General features: G+C 57.0%; 10 protein-coding genes. 6 read left to right on the top strand and 4 right to left on the bottom strand.

Annotated features, from left to right (window positions below; genetic code table 11):
• Position 1: 1 nt before the first annotated feature.
• Together bcsF and bcsE are read right to left on the bottom strand one after the other, a co-directional pair.
• Positions 2–220 (bottom strand): cellulose biosynthesis protein BcsF, encoded by a 219-nt coding sequence (gene bcsF / locus WCT94_RS13530; protein ID WP_180744934.1) that lies wholly within the window; start codon positions 218–220, stop codon positions 2–4.
• A complete protein-coding gene (gene bcsE, locus WCT94_RS13525) occupies positions 217–1,806 on the bottom strand; it encodes a cellulose biosynthesis protein BcsE (RefSeq protein WP_336869976.1) in 1,590 nt (529 codons plus the stop codon). Before bcsE ends, bcsF begins: the two co-directional genes overlap by 4 nt.
• A gap of 343 nt (positions 1,807–2,149) precedes the next feature.
• Here bcsE and bcsR point away from each other — a divergent pair, with 343 nt between their 5' ends.
• From bcsR to bcsC, 6 genes are all read left to right on the top strand, one after another.
• Positions 2,150–2,359, top strand: coding sequence for a cellulose biosynthesis protein BcsR (gene bcsR / locus WCT94_RS13520; protein ID WP_319849667.1), 210 nt, complete (start codon positions 2,150–2,152; stop codon positions 2,357–2,359).
• 2 nt (positions 2,360–2,361) lie between these two features.
• Positions 2,362–3,099, top strand: coding sequence for a cellulose biosynthesis protein BcsQ (bcsQ, locus tag WCT94_RS13515; protein ID WP_336869975.1), 738 nt, complete (start codon positions 2,362–2,364; stop codon positions 3,097–3,099).
• Positions 3,096–5,795, top strand: coding sequence for a UDP-forming cellulose synthase catalytic subunit (bcsA, locus tag WCT94_RS13510; RefSeq protein ID WP_336869974.1), 2,700 nt, complete (start codon positions 3,096–3,098; stop codon positions 5,793–5,795). The genes bcsQ and bcsA overlap by 4 nt, the downstream gene beginning before the upstream one ends.
• A gap of 74 nt (positions 5,796–5,869) precedes the next feature.
• The gene (bcsB, locus tag WCT94_RS13505; RefSeq protein ID WP_336869973.1) at positions 5,870–8,188 is read left to right on the top strand and encodes a cellulose biosynthesis cyclic di-GMP-binding regulatory protein BcsB; all 2,319 of its coding nucleotides are present in this window, start codon (positions 5,870–5,872) and stop codon (positions 8,186–8,188) included.
• A 6-nt stretch (positions 8,189–8,194) separates the two neighbouring features.
• Positions 8,195–9,310, top strand: coding sequence for a cellulose synthase complex periplasmic endoglucanase BcsZ (bcsZ, locus tag WCT94_RS13500; RefSeq protein WP_336869971.1), 1,116 nt, complete (start codon positions 8,195–8,197; stop codon positions 9,308–9,310).
• Positions 9,292–12,786 (top strand): cellulose synthase complex outer membrane protein BcsC, encoded by a 3,495-nt coding sequence (gene bcsC / locus WCT94_RS13495; RefSeq protein ID WP_336869970.1) that lies wholly within the window; start codon positions 9,292–9,294, stop codon positions 12,784–12,786. The genes bcsZ and bcsC overlap by 19 nt, the downstream gene beginning before the upstream one ends.
• 5 nt (positions 12,787–12,791) lie before the next feature.
• Here the strand turns inward: bcsC and qhpR are convergent, their stop codons facing one another.
• Together qhpR and WCT94_RS13485 are read right to left on the bottom strand one after the other, a co-directional pair.
• The gene (gene qhpR, locus WCT94_RS13490; RefSeq protein WP_336869969.1) at positions 12,792–13,850 is read right to left on the bottom strand and encodes an AraC-like transcriptional regulator QhpR; all 1,059 of its coding nucleotides are present in this window, start codon (positions 13,848–13,850) and stop codon (positions 12,792–12,794) included.
• Between the two features lie 172 nt (positions 13,851–14,022).
• Entirely contained in the window at positions 14,023–15,030 is a 1,008-nt protein-coding gene (locus WCT94_RS13485; RefSeq protein ID WP_336869968.1) for a phosphotransferase enzyme family protein, read from the bottom strand.
• Between the last annotated feature and the right edge of the window lie 209 nt (positions 15,031–15,239).

Below are 15,239 nucleotides of genomic sequence, written 5' to 3'. Positions count from 1 at the left end.
TTTATTTTTTAGTCTCTGCTGAAGTCGGCTTGGTTGAGACCGTCTTTGTTGAAGAAGGGCTGCGCATCCAGACGCTCGCAGGCTTCAGGTAGCGCGGCGACAACAGCCTGTTTTTCCAGTACTGAAGCCAGTGGGGAATCACACGATGCGCCAGATAGCCAAGCGTAAAGAAAACGACCGCGCTCAATAACACCAATTGAACAATATCCATCAGGTTCATGACGCTTCTCCCGGTGCGCGGGCCAGTAAATCAGGTTTCAGTAAATCAATCGCAATCGGTTCACGCCGCGGCGTCTGGCTGTGTGGTGTAGACTCAGCCTGCTGCAAGTGAACATAATCGTTAATCTGCTGTTCCTGACCCAGCCTATCGTCCTGCACCAGCGATTTAACTTCTGCCAGAATCTGTAGGTCTTGCGACCAGACAATCCGATTGCTGAACGCTTCATCTACCGGCAGGCGGAAAATGGATTTCAGCGCAATATCCAGCTCATTCAGACGGCAATTGGACAGGAACAAAAACAGCCGCCCCTGCGCGATCGTGACAACATCGCCAAAGCGCCGCAGCGTGCACAGCGTCAACGCCTGCGCTGCCCGTACGCCCGGCACGGGACGCAATGCGACCAGCACGCCTTTGCTGCCTTCCGGCATGAGCGTGCTATCAATCAACATCTGCACAGACTGTCGAAAGGTCTCAGGAGGCTGGTAGCCCTTAATCTGTAGCGGCCGCATGCTGGTCAACAAGACCTCGACATCGACAGGGACGGGTTTGGTAAAGCGCTGCCCCTGTACGCTTTCAATCCGCGATAAAAAACGGGATAGTGACTCAGAATGGGAAACAATAATGCTTGCACCACATGCCAACAGCAGGCGTTCGTCACTGGCACGCAAGCAAGGCTTCATTTCGCGCACCACAATCTTCAACAACTCACCGCGCTGCCGCCGCAGGCTATGAACCTGTTTGACGAGCGTATCCACCTGGCTGGTTTGGTTGAGTGCAAAAACGAGGGTGGCTGAATTCGTCAACATGCCGGTTTGTACCAACATGGCGTTGTCATCGAACAATTGCCAGTGTTCTGACAGCGCAGGGGCACCTTCCATCACGCTCTTTTCCATCAGGAACAGTCCATCATCATCCAGAGACGGCGTGAGAACGGGTTCCTCTTCCTCCAGTATGTGCCACCCGTCATTATCGGGTTGCAGCATCTGTACCTTATTCGCCCGCACGCCTCTTTCCGTTGCCCACCATGACACCAGATACTGGGCGCGATCCTGTTGCCATTGCAGGCTGGCTAAACCATAGAGCCCGCGATGTTGGGAAATCAGCATATTTCTCAGACGGGTTACGCCGCTGCTATGGCCGATCACCACCAGCGTACACTGGCGCTGATATAGCCATGCCGCCGTGTCATCCACCCAGCGTTGAAGCCTTTCCGGCGAAATATCCCGCCACAGGCTAGCCGGTGCATAAAGCACCAGAAGGCGATTTTTGGGGCGTAATGCGCGCATTAAATCATCGGTTAAATTCAGCAACGCGGCTTTATTTTCCGGCAATACATAGCACGATAATTGTTTTATTTCAGTATTATTTATTTCGGTAGAAAGCAGCGCGGTCAACAGCGAATCAGACCGCTCCCCACAGCCTATTAACGTCACTCTCGCGTCGTTATTCTGGCCATGTATGATTTGCTGGCAAAATAATGCGGCATCAACCTGTCGATCGATATTCACCCAATAAAAGCCAGCCTGCTGGAGCGTAACCAGCTCATCCCAAAGGTCACGAATACCTAATGAAAAGTTCTGTTTCATAGACTGATTTCTTTTCCGTTAATGGCGGCATTCCACCTTAAATATACAGTCAAAATAAACTCTAGCAGCCCCTTGCGGGATCACAACTGTACGCTATGAATTATTCCTATCTGTTGATAAATCACCCGTTACTATTTTTCCCTATTCACATTGCAATCATGAATTCATTGCTATAGTTAATTGGCACACCTGAATCCTGATTAAAGACAGCAGAGGCGTAAACCTTCATCTGCCAGACTGTCACTGTCTGTTATGGGTGCAAAAAGAAGCATCACATCTGCCATTCGGATGTTTCCCTTTATCGATCTCAATGATCATGGATAGCCTATTTCAGAGGCATGGGATGAATAACGAACCGACTCGTATAGATACCAGCGCACGCGCCGATTTAACCGAAAATGCAAGAGCCGATGACGATCTACGGGTTCTCAGTCAGGCCTTTTCTTTACCTGAAATAAACTATATCGATATCGCCCGTCAGGCGCGTCTGAGCCAAATGATGGCTCGCTGGCCGCTGCTGGATGAATTAAAAGAACCGGCCGGGAGCGACTGACGATGCCCGTGATTGCATTGCAGGGAATCCGCGGCGGCGTGGGCACAACCTCGATAGCCGCCGCACTGGGGTGGGCCTTCCAACGGCTGGGTGAATCCGCGCTGGTGATTGATTTCTCGCCGGACAATTTGCTGCGCATTCACTTTAATATGCCGTTTGAGCAACGCCGCGGCTGGGCGCGGGCAGAAGCTGACGGCGCACCGTGGCAAACCGGCGCAATGCAATATCTGCCCGGACTGGATTTTCTGCCATTTGGTCGCCTGAACACGCAGGAAGTCGCCACGCTCCAACAGCATTACCACCAGCACCCTGCACTCTGGCAAAACAATCTGACACAGCTCAGCGCGGCGGGTCACCATCGCTGGATACTGATCGATGTCCCGGCGGACAATAGCCCGCTCACACGGCAGGCGTTAGCCACCGCGAACACCGTTTTTCAAGTGGTGGTGGCAGATGCCAACTGCCATTCACGTTTACATCAGCAGGCATTGTCGCGTCAGTGTCATTTTCTGGTGAATCAATTTTCCACCCTCAGCACGCTCCAGCAGGATTTACATCAGCTCTGGCTGCACACGCTTTCACACCTGTTGCCGCTGGTAGTACACCGCGACGAAGCCCTGGCAGAATCGCTGATGCTGAAACAGCCGCTGGGTGAATGCCGCCCGGACAGCGTGGCAGCGGAAGAGATCATGACGCTGGCAAACTGGTGTCTGATCCACGTTAAGGAAAGCGGCGTATGAGCGGGATCCTGCGCCTCTTTCTCGTCCCACCCGCCAGACAGGCGATACAGCAGCGCTACCGCAGCTATCGTCAGCAGGGGGCGTCCGCCTTCGCCGCCTTTTTCGCCACGCTGTTTGCAATATTCGGCTGGATCGTCCTGCGGCTGGAGTCTGAGGGCTGGCAACAGATTCGCGCGCAGCGAACCTACTGGTTCCCACACATCTCGCCTCAACGTCCGCGTCCGGCCGATATTCTTCGCTACCTGACGCAGGGGCTTTGGCTACTGGCTATCAAAAACGGCCAGTTGCCGACATCGCGCCGCAATTACTTCTCCGCGCTACCGCGCTGGCGGCAACGCTATATGAACGCCCAGCAAACGCTGTTTGCCCGCTTTAGCCATGCGAATGCTGACGATCGCGAAGACAGTGACTCAGGCTCCACCAAAACGAACGGCATACAAATGCTGGTGACGGTGATACTGAGCCTGCTGTGTGCGGCGCTGGCGCTGCTGTGCATCACACAGCCGTTTGATTTGCTGTCTCAGTTTATCTTCATGACGCTGCTGTGGGGCATCGCCATGCTCGTTCGTAACATGCCGGGACGCATGCCGACGCTCATGATGATCGCCCTTTCTTTCACGGTCTCCTGCCGTTACCTGTGGTGGCGCTACGCCGAAACGCTGAACTGGGACGATCCCCTCAGCCTGACTTGCGGTATGTTACTGCTAGCGGCAGAAACCTATGCCTGGGTCGTGCTGGTTCTGGGCTATTTCCAGACGATCTGGCCGCTGAACCGCCATCCGGTTTCACTGCCGGAAGACAGCAAAACGTGGCCGACCGTCGATCTGATGATCCCGACCTACAACGAACCGTTGGGCGTCGTGAAACCGACGGTGTATGCCGCGCTGGGCATCGACTGGCCCAAAGATAAGCTCAATATTTATATTCTGGATGACGGCGGCCGCGCCGAATTTAAAGCCTTCGCAGAAGAAGTTGGCGTCCATTACATTGCCCGCGTCACGCACGAACATGCCAAAGCCGGGAACATCAACAACGCCCTGAAACAGGCGGAAGGCGAATTCGTCGCCATTTTCGACTGTGACCACGTTCCGACCCGTTCCTTTCTGCAATTAACCATGGGTTGGTTTTTCAAAGACAAAAAGCTGGCGATGCTGCAAACCCCGCACCATTTCTTCTCTCCTGACCCGTTTGAGCGCAACCTGGGCCGCTTCCGCCGCACGCCTAATGAAGGCACGCTGTTCTACGGTCTGGTTCAGGATGGTAATGATATGTGGGACGCCACGTTCTTCTGCGGTTCCTGCGCCATCCTGCGGCGTAAGCCGCTGGATGAAATTGGTGGGATCGCGGTCGAAACGGTCACGGAGGATGCGCACACCTCGCTGCGCCTGCATCGCCGTGGATACAGTTCGGCGTATATTCGTATTCCGCAGGCCGCCGGATTGGCGACCGAAAGCCTCTCGGCCCACATCGGGCAGCGTATCCGCTGGGCGCGTGGCATGGTACAGATCTTCCGGTTGGATAACCCGCTGTTAGGCAAAGGGCTAAAACTGGGGCAACGGCTGTGCTACGCCAACGCCATGATGCACTTTCTGTCCGGTATTCCCCGGCTGATCTTCCTGACTGCGCCGCTGGCGTTTCTCCTGCTACACGCCTACATCATTTTCGCCCCGGCGCTGGCCATCGCGCTTTACGTGCTGCCGCACATGGTGCACGCCAGCCTGACCAACTCACGCATTCAGGGGCGCTACCGCCACTCGTTCTGGAGTGAGATCTATGAAACCGTGCTAGCGTGGTACATCGCACGCCCGACTACCGTCGCGCTGTTTAACCCGCATAAAGGGAAATTCAACGTGACGGCCAAAGGCGGGCTGGTTGAAGAACAGCACGTTGACTGGGTGATCACACGGCCTTATCTGGTGCTGGTGCTGCTGAATATCGCCGGCGTGGTGTACGGCGTCTGGCGCCTGATTTACGGACCGCAGGAAGAGATCATGACGGTGATCATCAGCCTGCTTTGGGTCGCGTATAACATGACCATTCTGGGTGGTGCCGTTGCGGTTGCGGTAGAGGCCAAACAGGTTCGTCAGGCGCATCGGGTGGAGATGTCGATGTCCGCCGCGATTCTGCGCCCCGATGGTCATCTTTTCCCCTGCGTCCTGCGCGACTATTCCGATGGCGGCGTCGGCGTTGAAACCCGCGAGTCAGGCATTCTTCAGGTTGGGGACAGCGTCTCGCTGCTGTTAAAACGCGGCCAGCAGGAATACGCCTTCCCTTTTAGCGTCACCCGCGCGTTCGATAACAAGATTGGCCTGCGCATGACCGATCTGACCATCCGCCAGCATATTGATTTCATTCAGTGTACGTTTGCCCGCGCCGATACCTGGGCGCTCTGGCAAGACAGCTTCCCGCAAGATAAACCGGTCGAAAGTCTGGTTGATGTGCTGGCACTCGGCTTTCGCGGCTACCTGCGTCTGGCGGATTACTCACCGCCCGTGATACGCAGCATTATTCTGGCCTTCCTCAACATCGTGGTCTGGGTCGTGTCATTCATCCCGCGCTATGTAGGAAAACGCACCGTCACAGACCAGCCGGACGCTGCGCTGCCGGAAAAAACCGTCCATCAGGACAAGACGCCGTTTGCCCATGAAACGCGATTTGCACAAGAGAACCTGTTTGCAGAAAAGACAGTGGCTTGATTGCCATTCACAGGCCGTGATCAACGGTCTTTCTCCCGACAACGAGAAAGACCCTTAACATTGATGATGACACAATGACGAAAAAAATAATCTGGTTCACCGCATTGGCTTTAGGCGTCAGCTCATTATCTCAGGCTGTCACCGCGCCGCACGCACCCACTCCGACAACGGAGGACACAACCCAACCGCCTGCTGCCGCAGCGCCAACGGCGACCATGCCTGCGGTTCCTCTGGCACCGCCGTCGGCCAACGCTGCCGTGCGCAACGTGACGCTGCCTTTTGCGCAAATCGCACCAGCTCCAGGCACCTTTGCATTACGCGGCGTCAATCCCGACGGACAAATTGAGTTCGGCGTTCGCAGCGACGAGGTGGTCACACAGGCTTCTCTCGATCTCGAATTTACCCCGTCGCCGGCGCTAATCCCCACCGAGTCGCATATCAAAGTTTACCTGAACAATGAGCTAATGGGCGTCACGCCACTTGGCAAAGAGCAGATGGGGAAATCCAACCGCGTCCGTATTCCTATCGATCCGCGCTACATCACGGACTTTAACCGCCTGCAACTGGTGTTCGTCGGCCATTATCAGAACATCTGTGAAAACCCGGCCAGTACCAGCCTGTGGCTGGATGTCAGTAAAGCCAGCACGCTCAACCTGCAATTCCAGAAGCTGACGCTGAAGGACGATCTGTCACCGTTCCCTGCGCCGTTTTTTGACAGCCGCGATACCCGCCCGCTGACGCTGCCCATCGTCTTTGCCGGCCAGCCGGATCTGGTGCAGCAGCGTGCCGCTGCGGTGCTCGCCTCGTGGTTTGGTAGCAAAGCGCAGTGGCGCGGGCAGTCTTTCCCAGCGCTCTTCAACCAGTTACCGGAGAGCCACGGCATTGTGTTCGCTACCAACGATAAGCGGCCGGATTTCCTGCGCGATACTCCCGCAGTGAACGGGCCAACGGTATCGATTATCAGCCACCCCAACGATCCTCACATTAAGCTGCTAGTGGTTCAGGGGCGTGATGACAATGAACTGCTCACCGCCGTGCAGGGCATCGCGCAGGGGAACCCGCTGTTCCGTGGGCAAAGCGTCACCATCGATAAGGTCGAACAGCTCGCACCACGTCAGCCGTATGATGCGCCAAACTGGGTTCGCACCGACCGCCCGATGACCTTCGCCGAACTACAGCAATATAACGAACAGCTGCAAACCGACGGTATCGTGCCCCGGCCGATTTCGCTGACCATGAACCTGCCGCCCGATCTGTTCCTGATCCGCAGCCACGGCATCGATATGCGGCTGAAATATCGCTATACCGCGCCGCAGGTTAAGGACGGTTCACGTCTGAGCATTAACCTGAACAACCAGTTCGTACAGGCCTTCTCGCTGGCACCGGAACAGGACCAGAACTCCCTGTTAATGCGCCTGCCACTCACGCAGGGGCTATGGGATTCCGACAAGAGCCTGTCCATTCCGGCGCTGAAACTGGGCACCACCAACCAGCTGCGCTTTGATTTCAACTACACCACGCTGCTCTCCAGCGGCACCGCTGACCGCTGCGAAACCTATACGCCAGTCGTGAATCACGCCGTCATCGACAGCAATTCGACGATTAACTTCTCTGGCTACCGCCACTTTATGGCGATGCCGGATCTGCGCGCCTTTGCGAATGCGGGCTACCCGTTTAGCCGACTGGCTGACCTGTCACAAACGCTGGTGCTGGTGAACAAGCAGCCACAGCCAGCTCAGGTTAGCGCCATGCTGAACGCCATCGGTAACATTGGGGCGCAAACCGGCTACCCGGCGTTGGCGGTACAGCTCAGCGATGACTGGACGCAAATCGACAAGCAGGACAGCGATATTTTGATGATCGGCGCTATCCCGCCAGCGCTGCACGATGACAGCAAAATCAACCTGCTGGTCGAGCAAACGCAAAGCTGGATAAAACAACCGACACGCCAGACCGCGGTCCTGGACATGGACCCGCCTGACTCTGACGCGAAACCAGACAGCAAAACCACCGTCAGCGGTGATGGCGCGATGTCGGCGATTATCGGCTTCCAGTCTCCGTATCACGACCAGCGTAGCGTTGTCGCCCTGCTGGCCGATAGCCCACAGGGCTATACGCTGCTCAATAACGCGCTGATCGACAGCGAAAAAAGAGCCTCGCTGTTCGGCTCCGTTTCCGTCATCCGCGAATCAGGTATTAATAATCTCCGCGTCGGAGACATTTATTACGTCGGCCATCTGCCGTGGTGGGAACGCATCTGGCACACCTTGGCGCAACATCCCGTTTGGCTAGCCATCATCTCGACGCTTACCGTCGTTATTGTTGCCTGGCTGCTGTGGCGTGGCATGAAATTCTTCAGTCGCCGTCGCCTGTCGCCGGATGAAAGGGACTAACGCACCATGCCACGCGTGCTGCGCGACCTGATCCCCACGTTGCTGTGGCTATGGGTTTCCCAAGCCACCGCCGCCGTCTGCGACTGGCCAGCCTGGGAGCAGTACAAACAGCATTACATCAGTGCGGAAGGACGGGTGATTGATACCTCTACCCCCAACAAAATCACCACGTCCGAAGGGCAAAGCTACGCCATGTTCTTTGCGCTGGTTGCCAACGATCGCGTGATGTTTGAACGGCTGCTGCAATGGACGGAAAACAACCTGTCCGCCGGTGATTTGCGCGCTCATCTGCCCGCCTGGCTGTGGGGAGAGAGCAAGGATAAGCAGTGGACAGTGCTGGATCCGAACTCTGCTTCCGATGCCGACTTGTGGATCGCCTACAGCCTGCTTGAGGCTGGTCGGCTGTGGAAAGAAGCGCGCTATCAGACCGTAGGCACCGCGTTGCTCACCCGTATCGCCAAAGAAGAGGTCGTCAATATTCCAGGGCTGGGCGTGATGTTGCTGCCCGGCAAAGTAGGCTTCGCAGAGAAAGAGAGCTGGCGCTTAAACCCCAGCTACCTTCCGCCACAGCTGCTGGCTCGCTTTGCGCCGCTGGGTGAGACGTGGAAAGCCATGCAGCGCACCACGCAGCGCCTGCTGTTGGAAACCGCGCCAAAAGGCTTCTCGCCTGATTGGGTCATCTGGCAAAAAGATAAGGGCTGGCAGCCTGATACTACCAAACCCAACGTCGGCAGCTACGACGCCATCCGCGTCTATCTGTGGGCAGGGATGATGGCCGACAGCAGCAGAGGGAAAACCGATCTGGTCAAACATTTTCAGCCGATGATTCAGCAGACGATAAAGCAAGGTCTGCCGCCCGAAAAAACCGACACTGCGACAGGCGCCGTCACTGGCCAGGGATCGGTTGGGTTTTCCGCCTCGCTGCTGCCGATGCTCTCCCGCCAACCGGACGCGCTGGCTGCTCAGCGACAGCGGCTGGTCGACAACCCTCCGGGGGATGATGCGTATTTCTCCGCCTCTCTGACGCTCTTTGGTCAGGGATGGGATCAGAAGCGCTATCGCTTCACTTCACAAGGCCAACTTTTACCGTCTCGGGGCAGCCAATGCACAACAACACCGTAAACTGGCTGCACTTCCTCCCGTTATTGCTGGTTGCTGCGCCGCAGGCATACAGTGCGGAAACCGCATCGCCAGAGCAATTTTTGATGGAGCAGGTGCGTCTGGGAGAGGCCAGCAACAAAGACGACCTCGTGCGCCAGTCTCTTTATCGACTGGAGCTTATCGATCCAAATAACCCCGAGGTTATCGCCGCCCGAGTACGGCTGGCGCTGCGTCAAGGCGATCAGGCTCAGGCACGTCAGCAACTGGACAAGCTGAAAACGGTAGCTCCCGACTCTGCCACCTACCGTCAGTCAGCCATCATGCTGGCACTGACGCAGGATGCCGCGCGCCAGCAATTACAGCAGGCGCGCTTGCTGTCTACCGCCGGGCGCTATGCTGAAGCCAAAACACAGTACGATGCGCTCTTTCACGGCGAGCCACCCACGATCGATCTCGCCGTAGAATATTGGCGTCTGGTTTCTCGCTTGCCCGACCAGCAGCCCCTGGCGATTAAGCAACTGGAGGCGTTAGATCAGGTCTACCCGAATAATGTTCCGCTGCGCATGGTGCTGGCACGGCTGTTGTTTAGCCAGAACCGCAATGAGCAAGCCTATCCCCTCCTCGAACAGCTTTCTAATGACCCCGTCGGACGTAGTCAGGCAGCGTCACTCTGGCTGGAAATTATTGGCCGGATGCTGGTCACGCCACAAAGCGTGGCTGAACTAAACCGCTTTTTGACCGTGTTTGATGAAGGCGAACAGGCGGATACAGCACGTAAAGAACTCAGCCGCCAGCAGGGAATATTAGCCGACCCCGTTTATCAGGGGAAGCTGCACGCACTGGCGCAAATTGAAGATGGCGGCGGCAATACCGCCACACTTAGCGAGTTGAATAAGGCGCTGGCGGCCACGCCAAACGACCCTGAGCTGATCGGTGCCATTGGTCTGGTTTACCTGCGCGCAGGCGATCGGGAAAAAGCACTGGCGCAGTTCCAGAAGGCATTGCAGGCGGATGTTAACCGCCTGAACAGCGGCAAATGGGAAGGGCTGATTAAAAGCACGCAATATTGGGCCACCATTGCGGAAGGTGACAACGCGCTGAAAACTAACAACCTATCGCTGGCGCGGCAGAAATATCAGCAGGCTCGCCAGATGGACAATACCAATGCTTATGCGCTGATTGGTTTGGGCGACGTGGCGGTTGCCAGCAAAAATGATGCTGCCGCCCAGCCGCTCTACCAGCAGGCTTTACACCTTGAACCCGGCAATAATAACGCCCTACGCGGATTGGTTGGTATTTACCAGCGGCAGTCGCCGGAGAAAGCACTCGCTTACCTCAACAGCCTGCCGCGCAGCCAGCAGAATACGATGCGAGAGACGCTTGCTGCCCTGCAACTCAATATCCTGAAACAGCAGGCGGATCGGTTGTCGGAACAGCAGCAGTTGACGCAGGCCGAGGAAAAATATCGTCAGGCCAACCAGCAGGATCCGAACGATATATGGCTCGCTTATCACTATGCCCAGACGCTGCGCCAGTTAGGGCAAACGCAGCAGGCGGACAGCGTGGTACAACGCGCGACCGCGGTGCCGCCCGCCAGCGCAGAGAAGAACTACGTTTACTCACTTTACCTGTCGTCTACCAATCGTGATGAGCAAGCACTCGCTCACCTGAACACGCTGCCCGCAGCACAGTGGAGCGACGACATGCGTGATTTATCCCAGCGTCTGACGATTCAGACCACGCTGGCGAAAGCGGAAGCGATGCGCGATGTGGGTAACGAACCTGCCGCTATTGCGTTCCTGCGCCAGCAACCGGCTGACACTCGTATCGACCTGCTACTAGCAGACTGGGCGCTGGCACGGGGTGAATACGCGACGGCGCTGGCGGAGTACCAACGCATCCGCACGCGGGAACCGCAGAACCCCGACGCCCAGTTAGGCGAGATCGACGCGTTTATCGCGCAGGGTCGGCAAGATGATGCGCGCCAACGTCTGAACCAGCGCCCAACACAGGCAGCGGATACGCTTAACAGCCAGCGGCGCATCGCCAACGCCTGGCAAGCGGTAGGGAATCCGCAAAAATCGGCAGCCCTTTTCCGCCAGCTAAAAATCGATGTGCAGAAAGCGCCGGTCAGCCAAACGCCTATCGATCAAACGACAGCGCTGATCTATCGCGATGCGGCACGCGTTGAACAGCAGCAATCTCAGCCTGAACAGGCACAGCAGGACTATAAACAGGCGATGGTCGCCAGCGGCATCACGCCCACTCTGCCGCAAACCGATGATGATTACACTCGGCTGACGCGTAATAAAAGTAGCGATGACTGGCTGCAACGCGGCATCCGCGCCGATGCGGCGGATCTGTATCGCCAGCAGGATATTATCGTCACCCTTGACCACGATTACTGGAGCTCGAGCGGCACTGGCGGGATTTCCAATCTGAGCGCCCACGACACCATGTTGCAGATAGAGATGCCGCTGTACGACGGCCGTGCCTTCTTCCGCACCGATACCATGCAAATGAATGCCGGTTCCTTCTCGACAGGCAGTAACGGCGCCTACCGGGAAACCTTCGGCACCTGCGCCACACAGGACTGCTTCGACGGTAAATCACAGAAAACGACGGGTACCAGCGTTGCCGCAGGCTGGAAAAACGATCGTTGGTCAGCGGATCTCGGCACCACACCGCTCGGCTTTGACGTAGTTGATGTTGTCGGTGGCGCAAGCTACAGCGGCGACTGGCGACAAATTGGCTGGACGGCGACGGCATCGCGCCGCCCCATATCCAGCTCATTGCTGGCATTCGGCGGTACCAAAGACCCAGGCACCGGCGTTACCTGGGGTGGCGTGCGCGCCACGGGCGTCAGCCTTGGGCTGAGCTACGATCGGGGTGAAGCGCATGGCGTCTGGAGTGATTTCAGCGTCCACCAGATCACCGGTAAAAACGTGGCCGATAATGACCGCGCCCGTGCCATGGCGGGTTATTACTACAAGCTGATTAACGAGGATAATCGACGCGTCACGGTCGGCCTGAACAGCATGTGGTGGCGCTATCAGAAGGATCTCAGCGGTTACTCGCTCGGTCAGGGCGGCTACTACAGCCCGCAGCAGTACTTCTCGCTGGGCGTGCCGGTGAACTACCGGCAGCGGACGGAAAACTGGTCGTGGGAACTCGGCGGATCGCTGTCGTGGTCACATTCTTCTACCAAAGATCAACGTCGCTATCCGCTGACCGGCCTGCTGGGCAACGCGGCGATCGCCGACAGAGACACCATCGAGCAGGGTAGCAGCAGTTCCGGCTTCGGCTATACGGCGCGAGCGCTTGTCGAACGCCGCCTCAGTTCACACTGGACGCTGGGTGTCGGTATCGACATTCAGCAAGCGAAGGACTACACCCCAAGCCACGGCCTCATCTACCTGCGCTACTCCGCCTCCGGCTGGCAGGGCGATCTCGACAGCCCACCGCAGCCGCTTACGCCGTACGCGGATTTTAAATAGCGGTATCAGGAAAGATTGAGGGCTTCACCTTTACGCCACTGGCGCGGGCTAATGCCAAACCAGCGACGGAATGCACGGGAAAAGGCGCTCACCTCGGAATAGCCGAGCAACAGCGCCATTTCCGAAATCGGCAGTTGCTTCTGTTGAAGATAGTGCGTCGCCATTTCACAGCGCAGTTTGTCTACCAGCAGAGAGAAGCTGAGCCCTTCCTCCCGCAGACGACGCTGGAGCGACCAACTGGACAACCCCACCTTCTCCGCCACCTCTTCCAGCGTCGGCTCTTTCTGCATCAATAACAGATGAACCTGCGTACGCACCTGATCGACAATACTTTGCTGCGGTGACGTCTCGTTCAGACGGCGAATCGCATCTTGCATCACCAGCAGCAATGTCATGTCGCGATCCGGCATGGTGCGGGTCAGTTGGTGTTTGGGAATAAGCAGAGAATTATAGGGTTGATCGAAGTAAACCGGTGCATCAAACACCTTACAGTGCTCATGCCACATTTCCGGGCGCGGATGCTCAAAATGTACTTCACGCGGTGCCCAGTGCTTGCCCAAAACATGACGAATCAGGTTGAGCAGCATACCCAGCGTCAGTTCAGCATCCTGCCGGCGATGCAGAATGGCGCCGTGCCGAACCTGATAATCCAGCCGCCAGCAGTCGCCTTTATCCACCATGCGCGTCAGCGTGTCGTGCTGATGGCAGGGAAACGCCTTCACCACATTGTGCAGCGCCTGCTCCAGCGTATCCGAACATAAACCGATATAGCCGATCAGGCCTAATGACTGCGGTTTAAACTGCTTGCCGTAGCGTAAACCGAAATTATCAACGCCTGAATTGCGCGCGGCTTCCTCCATCACACGGCAATAGTTCACCAGCCCCAGACTGAGCGTCGGGCTGGCGAGCTGCTCGGGATCGACGCCGCTGATGCCGAAGATACGATCGGCATCACCGCCATTATCATGGATAAAGTCGCCGAGTCCGGTTGCCGCCGCCGCCAGCACGCCACAGTTGCGGGAGAACGCCGCATTCAGCGCCGAAGAGTACGTCACGTTTTCCATTGCCTTTCACCTCGCCGTATCACACGGCCCGCCAACGGGCCATGAAACGATCAGCAGACTTCATACCAGCAAGTTTCATACCAGAGCGTGAGGAAGTGAAATCAATGGGTTACAAATCTCTTGTGGGACGAGCAGGCATTACCATAGCGCACGCTGCCCGCCCGTGGTGCATTCAGGCCACGCCAATCGGCAGATCGCTGGTTTCCAGATAGCGCCGACACAGGCGCACGCTATGTTTTGCCCAGTCTGGCCCAAGACTCTGCGCCATCTCGGTTTCCGCGTGCGACCCTACCCACGCCGTAAGCTGGATGCGCCGCTGGATCAACAACGTCGGCAACAGCGCCAATTCCTCATCGCTGACGTGCGCCACACGCTCATAACCACACAGCCAGTTTTCAACCCACTCCGCCGCACGCGGATGGTGCTCAACAAAGCTGATCGCCGCGGCCAGATCGTGCAGATACCACCCCATACCGCAGTCATCAAAATCGATAACTCGCGTTTCGCCGCGATGCAGAAGCAGATTGGTCAGGCGCAGGTCGGCATGAATCAACCCGTAGCGGTGCGGCGCTTTGCCAAATTCCGCCATTTCCGCCCCCATACGCCCGATGGCTTCCTCGACAATACCGTGTTCGCCACGCGATAGGTTCGGCGCGTCACGCCAGTTTCCCCAATGGCTCTGCGCGCTGACCATCGTGTGATGATCCCAGACAATACGCTGGAAGCCGTCAGGTTTTTGCCATTGGCGGCTATGCTGGTGCAGGCGGGCGGTGATCTCGCCCAGTTGCTGGAACGCTCGCGGATCAATGCTGGTGGTCGGCATCTCGCCGTCAATCCAGTGAAACAGCACGGCATAGCGACAGGAACCGTCGGATAAACCCAGTGACTGCACCCGCTCCCCATCCACATTACGAACCGCTTCCGGCACGGCAATGCCCGTTTCTCGCAGCGCATCCAGCCACAGCAGCTCGCTTTCAATCTCCGCTTTCTGGTGATAGTGGCTGCGATGTAGCCGCAGTGCATAACGCTTACCTGCCGACAAAACAAGAAACGTCGCATTTTCCGAGCGGCACAGCAGCCGCACTTCCCCTTGCAGCGCCGCCGGATAGCAGGCAAGCGCCCGGTGCGCCAGCGCGGTAATTTCTGCATTACTTAAGGTGTCATATTGTTTAGCACTCATGGTTCCCACTCCGACGCGAGTCAACGAGCGTTCAGCATGGCGTGTGTCGTACAGAGAAACTTGACGCACCAGAACCCCGGTTTGACCCCAGAAGGCGCAGGCGCGATACCCACCGTAAAAGTTGACTTCAGCGCGCAGCATTCGATACGCCAGCGTCAAGTTTTCCACCAACAAGCGTGGGCATTATCGCTACACAAGCCAACAAGGGT

Origin of the sequence: Pectobacterium sp. 1950-15 (assembly GCF_037136835.1) — a bacterium.
In the GTDB taxonomy this organism is placed as follows: Bacteria; Pseudomonadota; Gammaproteobacteria; order Enterobacterales; family Enterobacteriaceae; genus Pectobacterium.
The sequence above is the reverse complement of the archived record's forward strand: the minus strand, read 5'-3'. Positions and strand labels throughout refer to the sequence as shown.

Coding starts and splice junctions, on each gene's coding strand:
- bcsB (WP_336869973.1), top strand. CDS start 5,870: ATGACGAAAAAAATAATCTGGTTCACCGCATTGGCTTTAGGCGTCAGC.
- bcsA (WP_336869974.1), top strand. CDS start 3,096: ATGAGCGGGATCCTGCGCCTCTTTCTCGTCCCACCCGCCAGACAGGCG.
- bcsZ (WP_336869971.1), top strand. CDS start 8,195: ATGCCACGCGTGCTGCGCGACCTGATCCCCACGTTGCTGTGGCTATGG.
- bcsQ (WP_336869975.1), top strand. CDS start 2,362: ATGCCCGTGATTGCATTGCAGGGAATCCGCGGCGGCGTGGGCACAACC.
- bcsE (WP_336869976.1), bottom strand. CDS start 1,806: ATGAAACAGAACTTTTCATTAGGTATTCGTGACCTTTGGGATGAGCTG.
- qhpR (WP_336869969.1), bottom strand. CDS start 13,850: ATGGAAAACGTGACGTACTCTTCGGCGCTGAATGCGGCGTTCTCCCGC.
- bcsC (WP_336869970.1), top strand. CDS start 9,292: ATGCACAACAACACCGTAAACTGGCTGCACTTCCTCCCGTTATTGCTG.
- WCT94_RS13485 (WP_336869968.1), bottom strand. CDS start 15,030: ATGAGTGCTAAACAATATGACACCTTAAGTAATGCAGAAATTACCGCG.
- bcsR (WP_319849667.1), top strand. CDS start 2,150: ATGAATAACGAACCGACTCGTATAGATACCAGCGCACGCGCCGATTTA.
- bcsF (WP_180744934.1), bottom strand. CDS start 220: ATGAACCTGATGGATATTGTTCAATTGGTGTTATTGAGCGCGGTCGTT.